17 protein-coding genes and 1 pseudogene are annotated in these 20,273 nt (G+C 71.3%); 6 read left to right on the top strand and 12 right to left on the bottom strand.

Annotated features, from left to right (window positions below; translation table 11 throughout):
- Positions 1 to 2: 2 nt before the first annotated feature.
- A complete protein-coding gene (locus tag AC07BS_RS11425) occupies positions 3 to 542 on the top strand; it encodes a hypothetical protein (RefSeq protein ID WP_478931556.1) in 540 nt (179 codons plus the stop codon).
- On the opposite strand, the gene AC07BS_RS11420 is transcribed toward AC07BS_RS11425, so the two are convergent.
- Both AC07BS_RS11420 and AC07BS_RS11415 read right to left on the bottom strand, forming a co-directional pair.
- Positions 529 to 2,109 (bottom strand): recombinase family protein, encoded by a 1,581-nt coding sequence (locus AC07BS_RS11420; RefSeq protein ID WP_478931554.1) that lies wholly within the window; start codon positions 2,107 to 2,109, stop codon positions 529 to 531. The two genes, AC07BS_RS11425 and AC07BS_RS11420, sit on opposite strands and share 14 nt — an antisense overlap.
- 35 nt (positions 2,110 to 2,144) lie before the next feature.
- Positions 2,145 to 2,300: pseudogene (locus AC07BS_RS11415) on the bottom strand (DUF4192 domain-containing protein); the annotation flags it as partial.
- 157 nt (positions 2,301 to 2,457) lie between these two features.
- Here AC07BS_RS11415 and AC07BS_RS11410 point away from each other — a divergent pair.
- Together AC07BS_RS11410 and AC07BS_RS11405 are read left to right on the top strand one after the other, a co-directional pair.
- The gene (locus AC07BS_RS11410; protein ID WP_478931552.1) at positions 2,458 to 4,623 is read left to right on the top strand and encodes a RecQ family ATP-dependent DNA helicase; all 2,166 of its coding nucleotides are present in this window, start codon (positions 2,458 to 2,460) and stop codon (positions 4,621 to 4,623) included.
- 219 nt (positions 4,624 to 4,842) lie between these two features.
- A complete protein-coding gene (locus AC07BS_RS11405; protein ID WP_478931550.1) occupies positions 4,843 to 5,421 on the top strand; it encodes a hypothetical protein in 579 nt (192 codons plus the stop codon).
- A 61-nt stretch (positions 5,422 to 5,482) separates the two neighbouring features.
- Here AC07BS_RS11405 and AC07BS_RS11400 read toward each other — a convergent pair whose 3' ends face one another.
- The 5 genes from AC07BS_RS11400 to abc-f all read right to left on the bottom strand — a co-directional run bounded on the left by AC07BS_RS11400 (position 5,483) and on the right by abc-f (position 10,147).
- On the bottom strand, positions 5,483 to 6,076 hold the full coding sequence (locus AC07BS_RS11400) for a hypothetical protein (RefSeq protein WP_478931548.1): 594 nt from the start codon (positions 6,074 to 6,076) through the stop codon (positions 5,483 to 5,485).
- Between the two features lie 59 nt (positions 6,077 to 6,135).
- Positions 6,136 to 6,837: a ribonuclease HII gene (locus AC07BS_RS11395; RefSeq protein WP_478640969.1), complete on the bottom strand. Its 702-nt coding sequence runs from the start codon at positions 6,835 to 6,837 to the stop codon at positions 6,136 to 6,138.
- Between the two features lie 79 nt (positions 6,838 to 6,916).
- Complete coding sequence (locus AC07BS_RS11390; RefSeq protein WP_478640971.1) at positions 6,917 to 7,810, bottom strand: ADP-ribosylglycohydrolase family protein; 894 nt, start codon at positions 7,808 to 7,810, stop codon at positions 6,917 to 6,919.
- 11 nt (positions 7,811 to 7,821) lie between these two features.
- Positions 7,822 to 8,481: a histidine phosphatase family protein gene (locus AC07BS_RS11385; protein ID WP_478640973.1), complete on the bottom strand. Its 660-nt coding sequence runs from the start codon at positions 8,479 to 8,481 to the stop codon at positions 7,822 to 7,824.
- A 34-nt stretch (positions 8,482 to 8,515) separates the two neighbouring features.
- Positions 8,516 to 10,147, bottom strand: a complete 1,632-nt coding sequence (gene abc-f, locus AC07BS_RS11380; protein ID WP_478931545.1) for a ribosomal protection-like ABC-F family protein — start codon at positions 10,145 to 10,147, stop codon at positions 8,516 to 8,518.
- A gap of 89 nt (positions 10,148 to 10,236) precedes the next feature.
- Between abc-f and AC07BS_RS11375 the strand changes: the two genes are divergently transcribed.
- Positions 10,237 to 10,893: a TetR/AcrR family transcriptional regulator gene (locus AC07BS_RS11375; RefSeq protein WP_478931543.1), complete on the top strand. Its 657-nt coding sequence runs from the start codon at positions 10,237 to 10,239 to the stop codon at positions 10,891 to 10,893.
- Between the two features lie 62 nt (positions 10,894 to 10,955).
- On the opposite strand, the gene AC07BS_RS11370 is transcribed toward AC07BS_RS11375, so the two are convergent.
- Together AC07BS_RS11370 and AC07BS_RS11365 are read right to left on the bottom strand one after the other, a co-directional pair.
- Positions 10,956 to 11,561 (bottom strand): YdbC family protein, encoded by a 606-nt coding sequence (locus AC07BS_RS11370; protein WP_478931541.1) that lies wholly within the window; start codon positions 11,559 to 11,561, stop codon positions 10,956 to 10,958.
- 315 nt (positions 11,562 to 11,876) lie between these two features.
- Positions 11,877 to 12,662, bottom strand: coding sequence for an amidohydrolase family protein (locus AC07BS_RS11365; RefSeq protein WP_478931539.1), 786 nt, complete (start codon positions 12,660 to 12,662; stop codon positions 11,877 to 11,879).
- A 101-nt stretch (positions 12,663 to 12,763) separates the two neighbouring features.
- Here AC07BS_RS11365 and AC07BS_RS11360 point away from each other — a divergent pair, with 101 nt between their 5' ends.
- Entirely contained in the window at positions 12,764 to 13,126 is a 363-nt protein-coding gene (locus AC07BS_RS11360; protein ID WP_478931537.1) for a MerR family transcriptional regulator, read from the top strand.
- A 140-nt stretch (positions 13,127 to 13,266) separates the two neighbouring features.
- Here the strand turns inward: AC07BS_RS11360 and AC07BS_RS11355 are convergent, their stop codons facing one another.
- The gene (locus AC07BS_RS11355) at positions 13,267 to 16,146 is read right to left on the bottom strand and encodes a vitamin B12-dependent ribonucleotide reductase (protein ID WP_478640986.1); all 2,880 of its coding nucleotides are present in this window, start codon (positions 16,144 to 16,146) and stop codon (positions 13,267 to 13,269) included.
- Between the two features lie 110 nt (positions 16,147 to 16,256).
- Complete coding sequence (nrdR, locus tag AC07BS_RS11350; RefSeq protein WP_478640988.1) at positions 16,257 to 16,790, bottom strand: transcriptional regulator NrdR; 534 nt, start codon at positions 16,788 to 16,790, stop codon at positions 16,257 to 16,259.
- Between the two features lie 615 nt (positions 16,791 to 17,405).
- Here nrdR and lexA point away from each other — a divergent pair.
- A complete protein-coding gene (lexA, locus tag AC07BS_RS11345) occupies positions 17,406 to 18,191 on the top strand; it encodes a transcriptional repressor LexA (RefSeq protein WP_086570154.1) in 786 nt (261 codons plus the stop codon).
- A 79-nt stretch (positions 18,192 to 18,270) separates the two neighbouring features.
- Here the strand turns inward: lexA and AC07BS_RS11340 are convergent, their stop codons facing one another.
- The gene (locus AC07BS_RS11340) at positions 18,271 to 20,247 is read right to left on the bottom strand and encodes an ATP-dependent DNA helicase (protein ID WP_478640990.1); all 1,977 of its coding nucleotides are present in this window, start codon (positions 20,245 to 20,247) and stop codon (positions 18,271 to 18,273) included.
- Positions 20,248 to 20,273: the final 26 nt, after the last annotated feature.

The raw sequence follows: 20,273 nt of genomic DNA, 5'->3' as shown, positions 1-20,273 counted from the left end.
CTGTGATCCTCTCAGGCAAAGGAAGCACCACAGCAGCAGCCGCAACGATCCTCACCATCGGTCTAACCGTCGTGTCACACGGCACCATCACCAACGAGCCCGCTCGGGCGGCCGGCGGTGCCTGCCTCACCATGACCGCACTCACACTCATAGCCCTGCGTCTCATCAGGCACTGGATCACCGACGCCTCAGACGAACGCGCCTACAGTCACCGCGCGGCCCGAGAAGCGGAAGACGAGCGCATGAAGTACCTCGCCGCCCAGGCAGCAGTCGAAGTCGAGCGCGAGCGCATGCGCCGAGATGCAGCCGAAGCCGGCCAGCGGGCCAGTGCCCAACTAGATGCCGAACGCACGAGACTGCAAGAAGAGTTCGAAGAGAAGCGCAACCAGCTGATCAGCAGCAGCCTTGAAGCTGCCTTCATCATGCTTACCAAAGGTCGCCTGCTAGAGACTCCAACTGACCGTCAGGTCATCCCCTTCCCCACACCTCCTCAGCCAGCCGAGGGAGACACAGCAAGCGGTGGCGGTCTCAGCCCGTCTTAATGAACCCGGGCTGACCAATGAAGGAAAGCTTGACGCGACCAGGCTCAGGGGCATGAGAACCAACAACGGTAGATTTGAATACACGCACGGTAACGATCTGCCGCAGAGCCTCCCGCTGCTGCTCCACCAGCAAGCCAGCCCAAGCGTCCTCCACACTTGAACTCTCCAGCAGTCCGCGGACTAGCGCAGACAACGGGACTGCTAGAGATTCAGCCCTGCCTCGGGCCTCATCAATTCTAGGCTTTAGATTCTGCTCAAGCGCAGCCAGAGAGGCGACCGAGAGTTTCGGCTCTCCACTAGCGTCGAAATCAGTGGCCATTTTCCGCGCCTCTTCCAACTGGGCTTCCAGGCGCTCCGCGAGAAGGCGAGCGGACTTCGCTTCCGCCTTTTCATCTGCGTTACGGAAAACTGCTCTCGCTTTATCTGAACTCAGCCAATGCACTACCGCTTCCTCGACGTATGCATCTAGCCAATCAGCCTTGATCGCAGTGTCGTTCCTCATGGCGCAAACATATGATCGCCCCCCATTTCGCTTCGCACTCTTAATCAATGGCACCTTCTCATGCAAACGCAATTTCCGGAGTTCACCTCCCCCTGCAAGACGGGCGACTTCCTCTTTCTCTTCAGCTTCCGAGTGTTCCCCACAACGACCGATGAACGACAGGAGGTACTTCGCCTTTGCGTTACGCTGCGTCCGCCGCCGCGGATCATCCAAGATTTTCTTTGCCTCAAAAAACAGCCGCTCGTCATCACCTTCTAGGACAGGCTTCCAATTAGCTTTCCCCGGAATTACTTTGCCACGATGCACACGTTCGCCGATATAGACGCGCATCCGCAACTGAGCTACTACCCTCTCCTGATCCCAAAGCACTCCCGAAGGGTGTGCAGCTTCAGGCCGACTGTTGAGGTATTTCGCAATTCGATAGGCCGTTTGACCGGCGACGAATCGCTTGAACATCTCGAGGACGAACTGAGCGCGAACCGGATGCGGCACCTGATCAATGAGATCGCCATTTTCCGGATCATAACGACGCATATACCCGTAAGGTGTGCGACCGGCCGGCCTTCCCGCCTTCACGATCGCCTGCTGGGTTCGCAGGCTGCGCAGGCTGATCGCCTCTGCCTCATCTTCCGCCTGCAAGGCATCCTGCGCAGTCGCCTTGCGATCCTCGCGGGTGGAAAGGTCATAGATCATGCCGTTGTAGCAGAGCAGAACCCCTGCTTTGATGCACGCCTTGCGCAGCCGTACGTAGACCTCAAGATCTCGATAGTACCGTGACGCTTCGAACGCTACGACGATGCGGCACTTCCCTGCTTCGATCCCCTCAATCATGGTCTCGAAGTCATCACGTCGCCGCTTCGCATAGCGGGATGCAGACCGATCCACATCCTTGTCGAAAACCCCGACGATAGGCCAGTTCCATTTCTCACACAGCTCGCGACCATCGTCTACTTGAGCGGCGACGCTACGGCCTTTCCCTGAGGGATCGTGACTGTTGCGCCCATAGAGGAAGGCGGGGAACGGGCCGGGTAGTACGAGGTGCAGATACTGCGGCGCGATCGGCATGGGCGCAGACTAACGAGGAACCAGTACCCCTAGCCAGAGTTGTGCGGGTGAAATCCCATCAGGTACGGCAGGGCGTCGGCCAGTTCGGCCGGGCTGCGCAGGGTGATCTGCTGGTCGGGCCGGGCACCCCACCCGGAGGCCGGGGTGGCGGACGGGACGGACGGGCGGGCTGATTCATCGCGCTGGGTCATGGCCCGAGAGTCCCGTGCGCAAGCCGGGGCCCGCCAGGCCTGTGGATAACTCCGGACCGATCGTCGCACCGGTGCTGTGGACAACCCGTCGGCCGGTTTTCCACAGGTCACGGCGGCCCATTCGCGCTTTGTCGGTGGGCTCGTGTTGCATGGGGGCATGACCAACGAAGCCCTCCGTACCTCGGCCGACCACGTCCTCGCCCGTCTCGTGGGCGACACCACCGGCACGGCGACCCTGCGCGAGGACCAGTGGCGCGCGATCGAGGCCCTCGTCGCCGAGCGCCGGCGGGCGCTGGTCGTGCAGCGCACCGGCTGGGGCAAGTCCGCGGTCTACTTCGTGGCCACCGCGCTGCTGCGCGAGCGCGGGAGCGGCCCGACGGTGATCGTCTCCCCGCTCCTGGCGCTGATGCGCAACCAGGTGGAGGCGGCCGCGCGGGCCGGCATCCACGCGCGCACGATCAATTCCTCCAACACCGAGGAGTGGGACACGGTCCAGGCGGAGGTGGCCGCGGGCGAGGTCGATGTGCTCCTCGTGTCGCCGGAGCGCCTGAACAACCCCGACTTCCGCGATCAGGTGCTGCCCAAGCTGGCCGCCGCCACCGGTCTCCTGGTCGTCGACGAGGCGCACTGCATCTCCGACTGGGGCCATGACTTCCGGCCCGACTACCGCCGGCTGCGCACCATGCTCGCGGATCTGCCGCCCGGGGTGCCCGTGCTCGCCACGACCGCCACGGCCAACGCGCGCGTCACCGCCGATGTCGCCGAGCAGCTGGGGACGGGCGAGGGGACGGAGGAGGCGCTCGTCCTGCGCGGGCCCCTGGACCGCGAGAGCCTCAGCCTGAGCGTGCTGAGCCTGCCCGACGCCGCCCACCGGCTGGCCTGGCTCGCCGACCACCTCGACGAGCTGCCCGGCTCCGGCATCGTCTACACCCTCACCGTCGCCGCCGCCGAGGAGGTGACCCAGTTCCTGCGCCGCCGGGGGCACGTCGTCGCCTCCTACACCGGCAAGACGGAGAACGCCGACCGGCAGCAGGCCGAGGAGGACCTGCTCGCGAACCGGGTCAAGGCGCTCGTCGCGACGTCCGCCCTGGGCATGGGCTTCGACAAGCCCGACCTCGGCTTCGTGGTCCACCTCGGCTCGCCCTCCTCCCCCATCGCCTACTACCAGCAGGTGGGCCGCGCGGGCCGCGGGGTGCGGCACGCCGAGGTGCTGCTGCTGCCGGGCCGCGAGGACGAGGCGATCTGGAAGTACTTCGCCTCGCTGGCCTTCCCGCCGGAGGAGCAGGTCCGCCGCACCCTGGACGTGCTGGCCGCGGCCGACCGGCCGCTCTCCCTGCCCGCCCTGGAACCGCAGGTGGAGCTGCGCCGCTCGCGCCTGGAGACCATGCTCAAGGTCCTCGACGTGGACGGCGCCGTGCACCGGGTGCGCGGCGGCTGGACGGCGACGGGCGCGCCCTGGGCCTACGACGCGGAGCGGTACGCCTGGGTCGCGCGGCAGCGGGAGGCCGAGCAGCAGGCGATGCGCGAGTACGCCACGACCACGGATTGCCGCATGGAGTTCCTGCGGCGGCAGCTGGACGACGAGGAGGCGGCTCCCTGCGGGCGGTGCGACAACTGCGCGGGGGGCCGCTTCACCGCGGAGGTCTCCGACGGCTCCCTGGACGCCTCGCGCGGCGAACTGGGTCGTCCGGGGGTGGAGGTGGAGCCGCGGCGGATGTGGCCGACGGGCATGCCCGCGGTCGGTGTGGACCTCAAGGGCCGCATCCCCGCCGGCGAGCAGGCCGCTCCCGGCCGGGCGCTGGGGCGGCTGTCGGACATCGGCTGGGGCAACCGGCTGCGGCCGCTCCTGGCGCCGACCACGCCGGATTCGGAGATTCCGGACGATGTCGCGAACGCCGTGGTGACCGTGCTGGCCGACTGGGCGCGCGGCTCCGGCGGTTGGGCGTCGGGGGCTCCCGACGCGCCCGCGCGCCCGGTGGGCGTCGTCACCGTCGCCTCGCGCACCCGGCCGCGGCTGATCCGGTCCCTCGGCGAGCGCATCGCCACGATCGGCCGCATGCCGCTGCTGGGCACGGTCGAATACGGGGACGAGGAGGCGGACACCCGGATTCCGCGCACCAACAGCGCGCAGCGCCTCCGGGCGTTGGACGGGGCCCTCACCGTCCCTCCGTCCCTCGCGCGGGCGCTGGCGGAGGCGGACGGGCCGGTGCTGCTCGTGGACGACATGACCGATACGGGCTGGACGCTCGCGGTGGCCGCCCGCATGTTGCGGCGCAACGGCGCCCGGGAGGTCTTCCCGCTGGTCCTGGCCGTCCAGGGCTGAGGGAGGCGGGGCCGCCGCCGCGGGGCGGAATGTGGACGGCGGACCGTCGGATACCGGTCACTGGCGCCAATTGATCGTTGCCGCACGGCCGGTGGCGCCGGAGAATCGAAGCGGCTCCCCGCTCGCGCCCGTGTCCCGCCCGCCGGGACCGCCTCGCGGCATGCGCCTCGCCTGACCTCCCGCCCCGGACCGTGGGCGCGTACAGACGAAGGGAGAACCATGGCCCTCGGCTTCGCCCCACCGCTGTCCGCCGATTCCGGTTCCCGTCTGGGCAGGCTGCTCGAACCCGCCGAATGGGCCGCGTGCGGCGTTCCGCTGCTGCGCAATCCCCGCGAGGTCGTCACCGGGCTGCACGACCGTCACCGGCCGACGCCGTCGACGGCCGTGGTCGCCGTCCTCCATCCGGACGAACGGCTCGCGGCCAGCGCCTCCTTCACACGCGGGACGGGTCCCGTCGACGGGTGGGAGCTGCGCAACGATCTCCTCTCCCAGCTCCGCCGGGTGATCCCGCACGACCTGCGCAGACGCACCCCGGTCCGGACGGCCGTCCTGCTCTACTGCCGCGAGGGCGGGCCGCGTTGGACCGAGGAGGACGGCGCGTGGATGTGGGGGCTGCGCGACGCCTGCACCCTCCACGGGCTGCGCTGCGGCGCGTACATCACCCTCACCGCGGCCGGATGGCGGATCCTCGGCGAGGGCCGCAGCGGCCGTCAGCCGTGCTCGCCCGCCCTGCCGGCCCCGCGGACCGGATCCGGCGGCGGGTTCACCGAGGCGCACCGCCGCGCGTCCGCGCGGTGAGGGAACGGGACACGGCGGCCGAACGGCCCCCTGCGGGGCGGCCGGCCACCGGGACCACTCGTCAGACGCCCGCGGCCAGGAGGGTGTTGACCCGCTTCGGGTCGCCGCAGACGATCAGCAGCGCTCCGGCACGGGACATGGCCGAGGGCAGCGCCCGGGCGACCTCGGCGTCCGTGCCGCCGTTGACGACCACGACCACGACGGGGCGCGGGCGGGCCCGCTCGGCGTCGGCGGCCGCGTAGAAGACGTCGTCACCGGCGTCGTGCTGGGCCCAGTAGGACGCCTCACCGAAGGACAGCTCGTGGGCCGCCCAGGGGTGGGGGTCGCCGGTGGTGAGCACGAGGACCTCGCCGGGCGCCCGGCCGGCGTCCAGCAGCAGGTCGACGGCCTCGTCGGCAGCGTCCAGGGCACCCTCGACGGACGCGGGTATCAGCTGGATCTGCGCGCCGGGCGCCGGGGCGTCCGCCGCGGCCTCGCGCGGGGCACGCCGGGGCGGGGCCGGGACCGGGCCGCGGGGCGAGCCGGCGTCGGACCGGGGGGCCGGGCGGGGACCAGGAACAGGGCGGGGGGTCGGCGCGGTACGGCCGGGGGCCGGAACTGCGCGGGGACCCGGGACACTCTCGTGAATCTGAGGCTCCTCGGGGAAGAGAGGCATGAGTCGATATTTATCAAACGCCGGTGCGAGTCGCGTCGGCGGGTGGCGTTTCGGGCCACTCAGAAGTCGAAGCCGAGCTGGCCACCGGCCTCCAAAGCCATGTTGTCAGGGGTGATGCGGACCCTCTTCAGATGCTGCCACTTCGGCAGCGCGTCCAAGTAGGCCCAGGACAGCCGGTGGTGCGGGGTGGGGCCCAGCTCCGCCAGGGCGGCGCGGTGCACCGGCGAGGGATAGCCGGCGTTGTCCCCGAAGCCGAAGTCGGCGTGGACCGCACCCAGTTCGGCCATCTGGGCGTCGCGCCGGACCTTGGCTATCACGGAGGCGGCCGCGACCGCCACGCAGGACTGGTCGCCCTTGATCACCGTGCGGACCCGCCACGGGTCCCCGAGGTAGTCGTGCTTGCCGTCGAGGATCACCGCGTCGGGCCGGACGGGCAGGCCGTCCAGGGCGCGGGTCGCGGCCAGCCGCAGCGCGGCCGTCATGCCCAGGTCGTCGATCTCCCGCGGCGACGCTTCGCCGAGGGCGTAGGCGGTGACCCAGCTCTCCAGCCGCACCGCGAGCACGGTGCGGCGCTTGAGGGTGAGCAGCTTGGAGTCGGTGAGACCCTCCGGCGGGCGGCGCAGTCCGGTGACGGCGGCGCACACGGTGACCGGACCGGCCCAGGCCCCTCGGCCGACCTCGTCCACACCGGCGACGATCTTTGCTCCGGTCGTCGCTCGGAGCGAGCGCTCGACGCTGTGGGTAGGCGGTTGGTAGGGCATGGCGCCAGTAAGGTTACGCCCCCGGCGCCGTGCTGTCCCGCCCCGCCCCCACCCCTATTTCCGGTGGGACGGCCTTCGGTCAGCGCGGGGCGGCCGGAAGCCAGGCCGGGAGCTCCTCGGTGTCCCGGAGCCAGGCCTGTGGCGGAGCGCCTCGTTCCGCCGCGGCGACCACACCGCACGCGATGGCGGAGGTGGTGTCCACGTCGCCGCCGGCCCGGGCCGTCGTCCAGAACGCCGCCTCGAACGAGTCGAGATGGCGGGCCGCCGCCCACAGCGCGAAGGGCACGGTGTCATGGGCGCTGGTACGGCGCCCGCAGCCGAGCACCGCGGCCACGGTGGTGACGTCCGCGTAGTCGAGCATGTCGCGGGCGCGGCGCAGCCCGGCCTGGACGGCGCTGCGCGGCACCAGCGCGATCACGCCGTCGAGGAGCTCCCCCGGGGCGGCCGCCCGGGAGGGGTCGCCGGCGACGGCCGCCGCCGCGGCCACCGCCATGGCCCCGGCGACGGCCTCGCGGTGCTGGTGGGTGGTGTAGGCCGAGATCTCGGCCTGGTGCGTGGCCTGCTCCGGGTCGTCGGCGTACCAGGCGCCCAGGGGGGCGATGCGCATGGCGGCGCCGTTGCCCCAGGACCCCTGCCCCTTGAACAGCCCGGCGGCCAGCTCCCGCCAGTCCCCGCCCTCCCGGATCAGGCGCAGCATGCGGTTGACCGCCGGACCGTAGCCGCGGTCGAAGTCGTGGCGCTCGGCGAAGGAGCGCGCGAGGGCGTCCTGGTCGATGCGGCCGTGCTCGGCGAGGACGGCCAGCACGGAGCAGGCCATCTCGGTGTCGTCGGTCCACTGCCACGGGGCGGGCGGCAGCACGCGGCGCTGGAGGGACGGATAGTTGGCGGGGACGAAGAACTGGGATCCGAGGGCGTCACCCACGGCCAGCCCTCGCAGACTCGCCAGGGCTCGGTGGAATCGGTCAGCGGTCATCGCAGCGAACTCTAACCGGTGAAGCCGTACGATTCAGGGGTGCACCAGCGCTCGAACGGGCGGTCCAGGTGATAGCGGCCGTCCGGGCCGAGCAGCAGCATCCGCGTCTCGGCGTTCCCGGGGTTCGACAGCGACTCGAACTCGGCGACGGTCCAGTGCAGCCACCGCATGCAGAACAGCCGCATGGTGAGGCCGTGGGTGACCAGCAGGACGTTCGGCGGGTGGCCCGGGTCCTCGAAGCTGCGCCACAGGCTCTCCAGGAAAGCGCCCACCCGGTCGTACACGTCGGCACCCGACTCGCCCTGCGCGAAGCGGTAGAAGAAGTGCCCGTACGCGTCCCGGTAGGCCTTCTGGCGGCGGACGTCGTCGCGGTCCTGCCAGTTCCCCCAGTCCTGTTCGCGCAGCCGCGGCTCCTCCCGGACCCGGATGCGGCGCCGGTCGAGCCCCAGGGCCTGGAGGGTCTCGTGGGCGCGCCGGTAGGGCGAGACGTAGACGGAGACCTCCTCGTCGCCGAAGAGCTCCCGCAGCCCGACCCCCGCCTTCTCCGCCTGCTGCCGGCCGGCCGCGGTCAGGCTCAGGGCGTGGTCCGGCTCGCGTTCGTAGACCGTGTCGTCGACGTTGCCCTCCGACTCGCCGTGCCGGAGGAGGACGATGCGCCGGGGCCGTGCCATGCCGACACCCTAGTTCGCCCGGCCCGGGGCCGCCTCACGCCCCCCGCCCCGCGGGCGCGAGCAACGCGCGGCCGTCCCGGATCTCGCACCGGCCGCCGCCGAACCGCCTGCTCAGCGCCCTGTCGTGGGAGACGACCACCAGCGCGCCCGGCCAGGCGGCCAGGGCCTGCTCCAGCTCCTCGACCAGGCCGAGGGCGAGGTGGTTGGCGGGCTCGTCGAGCAGCAGCAGATCCGCCGGACGGGCGAGCAGCCGGGCCAGCCCCAGACGGCGACGCTGCCCGGCCGACAGGGAACCGACGGGCACGTGCAGGTCGCGCTCCCGGAAGAGGCCGTACGAGAGCAGGAGGTCGCGCTGCTCGTCGGCGTCGCCCGGCAGACCGCGCCGGAAGGCGTCGGCCAGCCGCTCGTCCGGCCGCTCGACGGGAACCTCCTGGGGGAGGTATCCGACGCGTCCCGCGCGGTGGACCGTGCCGGCGTCGGGCCGGGCGACCCCGGCCATCAGCCGGAGCAGGGTGGTCTTCCCCGCGCCATTGGGCCCCTCGACGAGGAGGCGCTCGCCGGCACGGACGGTCAGGGCGTCGACCGCGAGCCGCTCGCCGACGCGCACGCCCTCCAGCGTGACCAGGGCCCCCTCGGTGGCGCCCGCCTCGGGCAGGGCGGCGAACCGCAGGGGCGCCGGCGGGCGGGGCACCGGCGCCTCGTGGAGGCGTCGGAGGCGTTCGCGGGCGTTGCGCACCCGGCTGGAGACGGAGGCCTGCACACGCCCCCGGTCCCGGTCGTACGCCATCTTGTTGCCGTCCTTCATCGTCCGGTCGGCGGCGACCGCGCGGGCGGTGGTCTCGGCCGCCCGGGCGAGCGCCTCGGTCTCCGCGCGCCAGTGCTCGTAGGCCTGCTCCCACCGGGCGCGGGCCGCGGCGCGCTCCGCCACGTACCCGGCGTAGCCACCGCCGTAGCGGACGAGCGTCCGCCGGTCGGCGTCGACCTCGATCACGGCGGTGGCGACGCGTTCCAGGAAGACGCGGTCATGGGAGACGGCCACGACCGTGCCGGGGTGCGCCCGGAGGCAGTCCTCCAGCCAGGCCAGGGCGGTGGCGTCGAGGTGGTTGGTCGGCTCGTCCAGGAGCATGACCTCGGGGGCCGCCGCGAGGAGGCAGGCGAGGCCGAGCCGCGCCTGTTCCCCACCCGACAGCGTCCCGAGCCGCCGCTCGCGGCCGATGTGGGCGACGCCCAGACCGTGCAGGGCCTTGTCGACGCGGGCGTCGGACTCGTAGCCGCCGCGGGCCTCGAAGGCGGTGAGCACGTCACCGTACTCGGCGAGGGCATCGGCGGTCGCGGAGGTGAGCCCGGCCTCCAGCTCGCGCAGCCGGGCCTCCATGGCCCGCAGCTCGGCGAGGGCCGCGTCGATCACCTGGGCGACCGTGCTGTCCGCGGGAAGGGCCGGCGTCTGGCCCAGATGGCCGATGCCGCCGTCGGCGGAGGCCACCACCGCCCCCTCCGCCGGGCGTTCGAGCCCGGCGAGGAGCCTGAGCAGCGTGGACTTCCCCGCGCCGTTCTCCCCGACCACGCCGATCCGTTCGCCCGGGCGGACCGAGAGGGACACGCCGTCGAGGAGGAGGCGGTCCCCCCGGCTGACGGACACATCGCGCAACGAAAGCTGAGCAGGCATGGACGACCCCCCGAGGACCCACGACGGAACCGGCCGCGGCGGATACCGCCGCGAGCAGCAAATGCAACGACTGTTGCGTTACTCTCAGTATGGCACGGTTCACCCATCTAACGCAACGGGAGTTGCAATTGCCTTCGGAGACTTCGCCCTCCGGCGCCCCGGGCACGGTCCGCCCCGGCGGACGCACCGCCCGCACCCGCGCCGCCGTCCGCGACGCGGTCCTCGCCGGCCTGGTCGAACACGGCTACCCCGGACTCACCGTCGACTACGTCGCCGAGCACTCCGGCGTGCACAAGACCACGCTCTACCGGCGCTGGGGCGGCGTCGAGGGACTGGTGGCGGACGCCCTCGACCTCGCCGGGGAGGACACCTGGACCCCGCCGGACACGGGATCGCTCGACGGGGACCTGCGCGCCCTCGCCCGCGAGATCACCGAGACCTTCACCGACCCCGCGGTCGCGGCGGCCCCCACGGCCTTCATCGCCGCCGCCTTCCAGTCCGACCGCGCCGCGGACGCCCTGCGCGGCTTCTACACCGAGCGCTTCGCGCGCTGCGCCCCGCTGGTCGAGCGGGCCGTCGCGCGCGGTGAGGCCCCGGCCGGGACCGACGCGGGGGCCGTCGTGCGGGCCGTGTCCGCGCCGCTGTTCCTCCGGCTCTTCATCACCCGCGAACCGCTGGAGGAGGGCGCCGCCGACCGGGCCGCCGAGGCCGCCCTCGCCATGATCCGGGCCGGGGCCCTGGCCTGACCGAGCCCCCGGCGGTCACACCGTGACGGACCGCCGGCCCACGCACGAGGGCCCCGGGCCCGTCACACCGTCCAGGACGGCTCTATCCCCACCACATCACCGGTGATCGACGCGACATCGGCCTCGGTCTGCGCCCGCAGGCCGAGCCGCTCGACCCGGTCGGCCCGGTACTTCCCGTGCTCGGCCTCGGAGTTCCACATCGACAGGACCAGGAACTCCTGGCCGGGCGCCTCCCCGAACACCCCGCGCAGCATGCCGGGCGAGCCGGCCATGGCCGGGTTCCACACCTTCTCCTGCATGAGCGTGAAGTGCTCCACACGGTCCTCGCGGATCCGGCAGTGGGCGAACCGGACCACGTCCGCGTCACCGAACTGCGGCTGGAATCCGACCTTCACATCCAAGCGGTGCTCGAAGAGTTTCACCTGGATGTCCTTGAAGGTGCCGACCTGGGCGGCGGCCAGCCGGTCGTGCGACCGCGCCATGAAGGAGTCGTAGAAGCCCCTGTTCTCCCAGAAGCCGAAGAGATGGACGACGTCGGGGCGTGCTCTGCTCCAGCCGCCGCCCTGCCCCCGGAACCCGGGCTCGCCCAGCAATCCCGCCCATTTCCGCTGCCCCCGTTCGAAGCCGCGGCGGTCCACCACGGTGCAGCGAATCCACTTGACCAGCACCGGGCCATCGTACGGCCCCGGCAGTGGCGTGGGTCACGTACGCGAGGAGTACACGCGGCCGGGCCCGGCGGCCCCGCCGCCGCGCGGCCCGATGCCGCTCCCCGGAGATCACCTCGGTCAATTCCTCCACGGGAACCCCTCGTTGCTCCCCCGATCCGTCCGCACGCACGGCCGACGGCGCCGGGCCCACCCTCATCCGCCGTACGCCCGCTCCGCACTCCGGACGATGACCCGCCGGACGGACGATGAGCGGGGATGCGTCGTCCGACGGCACTGAGATCCACCCGAGGCCGATGCCGGCCGCACAGTGGCGCGTCAGAGGCCGAGCAGTTCCGCGAGCGTGCCGCCCAGGACGCGGTCGCGCAGTGCGCCCGGCACGGTCACGCGCTCCACGGTGGCGCGGGCGAGGACCGGGTCGCCGTAGGGCGCGTCCGAGCCGAACATCGTGCGGTCGGGCACCTCCTTGATCGCCAGCCGGACCGCGAAGACGACGTTGGCCGTGGACAGGTCCAGGAACAGGTTCGGGGTGTCCCGGGCCAGCTCGATGGCCGTCAGCCAGTTCAGGCCGCCGAGTTGGCTGATCACCAGGGGCACGGACGGGTGGCGGCGCGCGAGTCCGGCCAGGGTCGCCAGGTCTCCCGCCGTGGTCGGCGCGAACCCGTGTACGACGACCGGCAGACCACCGTGATCGGCGGCGGCCCGCAGAACGGGCTCGACGAGACCGGCTCCGTCCGGGGGCGGGGTCAGCTCGCCGATGCCCCGGAACCCCCGGCCGACGACATCCCGCTCGACATCCGCCGCGATCTCCTCGGCCGACCGGTCCAGGAGGACCTTCCCGAAGCCGATGAAACGATCGGGGTGCGCCGCGACCGCCTCCTCCAGTTCCCTCGACGCGTCCCGGTGGGCGTCCGGCCCGCCGGGGCGTCCGCTGATCGTCTCGCCCAGCACGCTCATCTCGCGCCGGAACAAGGCCAGATCGGTGGCCCGCTCGGGGTGGGGCCGGGTACTGAAGAGCACGGCGCGGTCGACCCCCGCCTCGTCCAGCAGGGCGATGTGATCGCGTACGGGATCGTGGACATGGCTGTGGGCGTCAATGATCAACGAAATCTCCTGGTCAGGACCGATGACGGCGACGGAATGCCGCCGTGGGACCCATCGTTGAACGTTGACACCGTTGGAAGGTCAAGATCCGTGGAGAAACGATGCTGATCGGGCAGTTGGCCCGGAGGACCGGGACGAGCGAGCGCCTGCTCCGCCACTACGAACGCGTCGGCCTTCTGACCTCGGACCGTCGGGCCAACGGCTACCGCGACTACGACGACACCGCCGAGCGGACGGTCGGACAGATTCGCGCCCTGCTGGCGGCCGGACTGTCCACAGAGTTGATCCGGCGGGTGCTGCCCTGTGCCCTCACGGACGGCTCGCTGCGTCCGTGCCCGGGAGTGCTGGACACGCTGCACGAGCGGCTCGCCGAGCTCGACCGGCGCGCCGACGAGCTGGCCCGGGCCCGCGAAACCCTGCGCCAGGCCATCGCGGCGGCCGAACACGCCGAACACGCCCGATAGCCACGCCGGCACAAGCGCGGGTGGGGTGCCGGCACGATCGCCGGCACCCCACCCGAGTGGTGCGTTCACGCCCCCCAGGGGCTCACCGTCAGCCGGCCCCCCAGGGGCGCACCGTCAGCCGGCCCTACAGGGGCTCACCGTCAGCTGCAGCCGCTGGTGGAGCCGCAGCCCTCGCACAGGTAGCAGCTGCCCGCGCGGCGCATCTTCGTCCCGCAGGAGAAGCACAGCGGGGCGTCGGCGTTCAGGCCCAGCTGCATCTCGACGAGCTCGGTCGAGTTGTGGACCTGCTTCGGCGCCGGGGCGACGGCGGCGGGCTGGGCCGGGAGCTCCGGCTTGGCCGGCTGCTCGACGTGGCGCGGCGCCGACTGGGCGAGACCCTCGACGTCGACCTCCTCGTCGGCCGGCTCGTACGAACCGGTGTCGAGGTGACGCTGACGCTCCTCGGCGGAGTGGATGCCCAGGGCCGAGCGGGTCTCGAAGGGCAGGAAGTCGAGCGCCAGGCGGCGGAAGATGTAGTCGACGATCGACTGCGCCATCCGCACGTCCGGGTCGTCCGTCATGCCGGCCGGCTCGAAGCGCATGTTGGTGAACTTCGAGACGTAGGTCTCCAGCGGCACGCCGTACTGCAGGCCGACCGAGACGGCGATGGAGAAGGCGTCCATCATGCCCGCGAGGGTCGAACCCTGCTTGGACATCTTCAGGAAGACCTCGCCCAGGCCGTCGTCCGGGTAGGAGTTGGCCGTCATGTAGCCCTCGGCACCGCCCACCGTGAAGGAGGTGGTGATGCCCGGGCGACCCTTGGGCAGGCGCTTGCGGACCGGGCGGTACTCGACGACCTTCTCCGCGGCGGGGGCCGGGGCGGCCTCGACAGCCTTGGCCTCCTCCTTCTTCTTCGCGGAGAGCGGCTGGCCGACCTTGCAGTTGTCGCGGTAGATCGCGAGGGCCTTCAGGCCCATCTTCCAGCCCTCGAAGTAGACCTCCTCGACCTCCTCGACGGTGGCCGACTCGGGCAGGTTCACGGTCTTGGAGATCGCGCCCGAGAGGAACGGCTGCGCGGCGGCCATCATGCGCACGTGGCCCATGGCGGAGATCGCGCGCTCGCCCATGGCGCAGTCGAAGACCTCGTAGTGCGCGGCCTTCAGGCCCGGGGCGTCGATCACGTTGCCGTACTCGGCGATGTGGGCGACGATCGCCTCGACCTGCTCCGGCTGGTAGCCGAGCCGCTTGAGCGCCTTGGGGACCGTGTTGTTCACGATCTGCATGGAGCCGCCGCCGACGAGCTTCTTGAACTTGACCAGGGCCAGGTCCGGCTCGACGCCCGTGGTGTCGCAGTCCATCATCAGGCCGATGGTGCCGGTGGGGGCCAGCACGGAGGCCTGGGCGTTGCGGAAGCCGTCCTTCTCACCGAGGCGGAGGACGTCCTGCCAGGCCTCGGTCGCGGCGGCCCAGACCGGGGTGTCCAGGTCGTCCATGCGCTTGGCGGCGGCGTTGGCGTCGGAGTGCTGCTTCATGACGCGCTTGTGGGCGTCGGCGTTGCGGGCGTAGCCGTCGTACGGGCCGACGACCGCGGCCAGCTCGGCGGAGCGCTTGTAGGACGTACCCGTCATCAGCGAGGTGATGGCGCCGGCCAGGGCACGGCCACCGTCGCTGTCGTAGGCGTGGCCGGTGGCCATGAGCAGGGCGCCCAGGTTGGCGTAGCCGATGCCCAGCTGGCGGAAGGCGCGGGTGGTCTCGCCGATCTTCTCGGTCGGGAAGTCGGCGAAGCAGATGGAGATGTCCATCGCCGTGATGACCAGCTCGACGACCTTGGCGAAGCGCTCGGCGTCGAACGACTGGTTGCCCTGGTCGTCGTCGCGGAGGAACTTCATGAGGTTGAGGGAGGCCAGGTTGCACGAGGAGTTGTCCAGATGCATGTACTCGCTGCACGGGTTGGACGCGGTGATCCGGCCCGACTCCGGCGAGGTGTGCCAGTGGTTGATCGTGTCGTCGTACTGGATGCCCGGGTCGGCGCAGGCCCAGGCCGCCTCGGCCATCTTGCGGAACAGACCCTTGGCGTCGATCTCCTCGATGACCTCACCGGTCATCCGGGCACGCAGACCGAACTTCGTGCCGTTCTCGACGGCCTTCATGAACTCGTCGTTGACGCGGACGGAGTTGTTGGCGTTCTGGTACTGGACGGAGGTGATGTCCTCGCCGCCCAGGTCCATGTCGAAGCCGGCGTCGCGCAGGGCGCGGACCTTCTCCTCCTCCTTCACCTTGGTCTCGATGAAGGCCTCGACGTCGGGGTGGTCAACGTCGAGGACGACCATCTTGGCCGCGCGGCGGGTGGCGCCGCCCGACTTGATCGTTCCGGCGGAGGCGTCGGCGCCGCGCATGAAGGAGACGGGACCGGAGGCGTTGCCGCCGGAGGAGAGGAGCTCCTTGGAGGAGCGGATGCGGGAGAGGTTCAGGCCGGCGCCGGAGCCGCCCTTGAAGATCATCCCCTCTTCCTTGTACCAGTCGAGGATGGACTCCATGGAGTCGTCGACGGAGAGGATGAAGCAGGCGGAGACCTGCTGCGGCTGCTTGGTGCCGACGTTGAACCAGACCGGGGAGTTGAAGCTGAAGACCTGGTGCAGCAGGGCGTAGGTCAGCTCGTGCTCGAAGATCTCGGCGTCCGCCGGGGAGGCGAAGTACCCGTGATCCTCACCGGCCTTGCGGTAGGTGAGGACGACCCGGTCGATCAGCTGGCGGAGGCCGGCCTCTCGCTCCGGGGAGCCGACGGCGCCGCGGAAGTACTTGCTGGTGACGATGTTGACCGCGTTCACCGACCAGAAGTCGGGGAACTCCACGCCGCGCTGCTCGAAGTTGATCGAGCCGTCGCGCCAGTTGGTCATGACGACGTCACGACGTTCCCACACGACCTCGTCGTACGGGTGCACGCCGGGGGTCGTGTGGACACGCTCGATGCGCAGCCCCTTGCCGCCCTTGTTTCCCTTGGAGCGGGAACCTCGCGCGGAGCCGCTCGTCGTCTCGGTCATGCCGCCTCCCTCTACGGGCAAAACGCCCTAATGCGCCTAATTCTTCCGGGGCGCGATGTGTTCTGGCACCCGGTCGCGCGGGGCGCGCCGGGCAAGTCTTCTGGTGGCCGCTACTCGGCGGCCGGCGTGGGCGCGGGAACTCCGGCGCCGGCGCGACCGCACACGGCCGTCGCGGCGTCGTCGCACTCATCGGCGCGGCACATGCCCGCGCGGAGCTCGGCGACGGCGGCCTCGAAGTCCTCGAGCGAGTCGAACGCCTGGTACACGGACGCGAAGCGCAGGTAGGCGACGAGGTCCAGGTCCTTGAGCGGGCCGAGTATGGCGAGCCCGACGTCATGGGTGGACAGCTCGGCGCTGCCCGTGGCGCGCACCGCCTCCTCGACCCGCTGGCCGAGCTGGGCCAGTGCGTCCTCGGTGACCGGCCGGCCCTGGCACGCCTTGCGCACCCCGGAGATGACCTTGGTGCGGCTGAACGGCTCGGTGACCCCGCTCCGCTTGATCACCATGAGTGACGCGGTCTCCACCGTGGTGAACCGGCGGGCGCAGTCGGGACACTGGCGGCGCCTGCGGATCGAACAGCCGTCATCGGTGGTCCGGCTGTCGACGACTCGACTGTCGGGGTGCCTGCAGAAGGGGCAGTGCATCGCTCTCCACCCTCCTTCACCCTCGAGGACCTCGAAAACCACGTACGCCTCAGGCTCCGCGATCACGTACGCCTCAGGCTCCGGCGGACACCCCTGTGGGGTCCCGCCGGGCAGGCCCCCAAGCATAGGCGATGGCCACCACTGGGATTGACCAGGAGGGGGCGCCGACCACAACTTGTGGGTAGCCGTCGCCATCAAAGCACTAGATCTGGTGCCAGGGGGCCAACCGACACCCGGAGCGTGTCGCGGCGCCGCACACCGCCGGAGGGCCGCCGCACACCCGCGGAAAGGGCCCACGAGGGGCCCTGGAGGAGCCCGGGGGCGGGTCATGGACGCACGGGTGACACACTGGACCCAGGGCGCGGCGATCCCGCGGGACACCCTCGGACCCACCGATTCCGGGCCGGCCGGGACTCCTGGGACCCTCCGACCCACCCTCGGCGGACTTCGCACCGAAGGTTACCGTAATGGGGCGAATTGATCCCCCGCTCGTACACCCTTCCCCTTGATCGCGTCAGGCGATCCTCGATATTTCACTCGAACGTGTGTTTGGCGCAACCTTTCGAAAGCAACTACCGTTGTCCAGCTAGGGAGAACATTTCGAGAGGGGCCGACGTGACCACCACCGCAGACAGCGCCACCATCACCGCCCAGGACCGCTCCCAGAACCGACTCGACCAGGCACACCCGATGAATGACGCAGCCATGAACGCCGAGGGGCAGAAGCCGGCCCGCTCGCTCCCCGGAAGGCCACCCGGCATCCGGGCCGACAGCTCCGGCCTCACCGACCGGCAGCGGCGCGTGATCGAGGTCATCCGGGACTCCGTCCAGCGCCGCGGGTACCCACCCTCCATGCGCGAGATCGGCCAGGCGGTGGGGCTGTCCAGCACCTCTTCCGTCGCCCACCAGCTCATGGCGCTGGAGCGCAAGGGCTTCCTGCGCCGGGACCCGCACCGCCCCCGCGCCTACGAGGTGCGCGGCTCCGACCAGCCGAGCACCCAGCCCACCGACACCTCGGGCAAGCCCGCCGCGTCGTACGTTCCCCTGGTCGGCCGCATCGCCGCCGGTGGCCCCATCCTGGCCGAGGAGTCCGTCGAGGACGTCTTCCCCCTCCCCCGCCAACTGGTGGGCGACGGTGAGCTGTTCGTCCTCAAGGTGGTCGGCGACTCCATGATCGAGGCCGCGATCTGCGACGGCGACTGGGTCACGGTGCGCCGCCAGCCGGTCGCGGAGAACGGCGACATCGTCGCCGCCATGCTCGACGGCGAGGCCACGGTCAAGCGGTTCAAGCGCGAGGACGGCCATGTCTGGCTGCTCCCGCACAACGCCGCCTACCAGCCCATTCCCGGCGACGACGCCACCATCCTGGGCAAGGTCGTGGCGGTCCTGCGGCGGGTCTGAACACCCACCGCACGGTCGGGCCCCGGAACGTCCTACCGGTTCCGGGGCTCTTCTGCGTCCGGGGCTCCGCTCAGCGGCCCTATCGGCCCTCGGCCTTCGCCGCCGCGTCGATCGCGGCCAGCGAGCGCCGCGCCTGGTTACGGTCCGTGGTGTACCAGAAGTCGGGCAGCGAGGACCGCAGGAAGCCGCCGTAGCGCGCGGTCGCCAGCCGGGGATCGAGCACCGCCACGACGCCCCGGTCGCCCGAGGCCCGTACGAGACGGCCCGCGCCCTGGGCCATCAGCAGGGCGGCGTGCGTCGCCGCGACGGCCATGAAGCCGTTGCCCCCGCCCTCCTCCACCGCCCGCTGCCGGGCGCTCATCAGCGGATCGTCCGGCCGCGGGAACGGCACCCGGTCCATGACGACCAGCTGGCAGCTCGACCCGGGGACGTCCACGCCCTGCCACAGCGAGAGCGTGCCGAACAGGCACGTCCGGGGGTCGGCCGCGAAGGTCCGGATGAGCTCGCCCAGCGTCTCCTCGCCCTGCAGCAGGATCGGCACGTCGAGCCGGCCGCGCAGCTCCTCGGCGGCCGCCTGCGCGGCCCGCATCGACGAGAACAGCCCGAGCGTCCGCCCGCCGGCGGCCTCCACCAGCTCCGCCAGCTCGTCGAGCATGTCGCTCCGGGTGCCCTCGCGCCCGGGCTGGGCCAGATGCCGCGCGACGTAGAGGATGCCCTGCTTGGGATAGTCGAACGGCGAGCCGACGTCGACGCCCTTCCACTCGGGGAGGTCCTCCCCCTCGACGCCCTCGGGCGCCAGGCCCAGGGAGGCGCCCACGCCGTTGAAGTCGCCGCCCAGCTTGAGCGTGGCGGAGGTGAGCACCACGGAGCGCTCGTGGAAGAGCTTCTCCCGCAGCAGCCCCGACACCGAGAGCGGCGCCACCCGCAAGGACGCGCCGAAACGGTCGTGCCGTTCGTACCAGACGACGTCGTACTCCGAGCCCGCCACGATCCGCTCGGCCACCGCGTGGATGTTCTCCACGGACGCCAGCGCCTGCTTGCGGACCGCGTCCTCGTCCTGGACCGACTTGTCGCGGGTGTTGCCGATCGCCGTGATGACCGTACGCGCGGCGTCACGCAGAGCCATCAGGCAGTAGCCCAGGTCCTCCGGGATCTCCTCGAGCCGCCCGGGCAGGGCCAGCTCCATCAGCCGCTCGAAGCTCTCGGCCGCGGTCTGCAGGGCGTCCGCCGCCTTCTCGTCCACCAGCTTGGCGGCCCGCCGCACGGCACGATTGACCTGCCCCGGGGTGAGCTCGCCGGTGGCCACGCCGGTGACCCGGGAGACCAGCTCGTGGGCCTCGTCGACGATCAGCACCTCATGGCCGGGCAGCACGGGGGCGCCCTCGATCGCGTCGATCGCGAGCAGGGCGTGGTTGGTGACCACGACCTCCGCCAGCTTGGCCCGCTCCCGCGCCGCCTCGGCGAAGCACTCGGCTCCGTACGCGCACTTGGAGGCGCCCAGGCACTCCCGGGAGGTGACGGACACCTGCGACCACGCGCGGTCGGAGACGCCGGGGGTGAGATCGTCCCGGTCGCCCGTCTCGGTCTCGTCCGCCCAGTCGCGCAGCCGCAGCAGGTCCTTGCCGAGCTTGCTGGTCGGCGCCGCCGTCTCCAGGGGGTCGAACAGCCCGTCCTCCTCGTCCTGCGGCACGCCCTCGTGCAGCCGGTGGAGGCAGAGGTAGTTGGAGCGGCCCTTGAGCATGGCGAACTCCGGGCGGCGGCGCAGCAGGGGGTGCAGCGCGTCGACCGTGCGCGGGAGGTCGCGCTCGACGAGCTGCCGCTGCAGCGCGAGCGTCGCCGTGGCGACGACCACGCGCTCGCCGTGCGCCAGGGCCGGGACGAGATAGCCGAGCGACTTGCCGGTGCCGGTGCCCGCCTGCACGAGCAGGTGGGAATTGCCGTCGATGGCCGCGGCGACGGCTTCGGCCATGGCGACCTGGCCGGGCCGCTCGGTGCCCCCGACGGCGGAGACGGCCGCGTGCAGCAGATCGGTGAGAGTAGGCGAGGTGGCAGTCATAGCGATGTCAGCCTACGGGGCGGCAC

This window comes from Streptomyces sp. NPDC044063, assembly GCF_056434285.1.
This window is presented reverse-complemented; position numbering and strand designations above follow the sequence as displayed.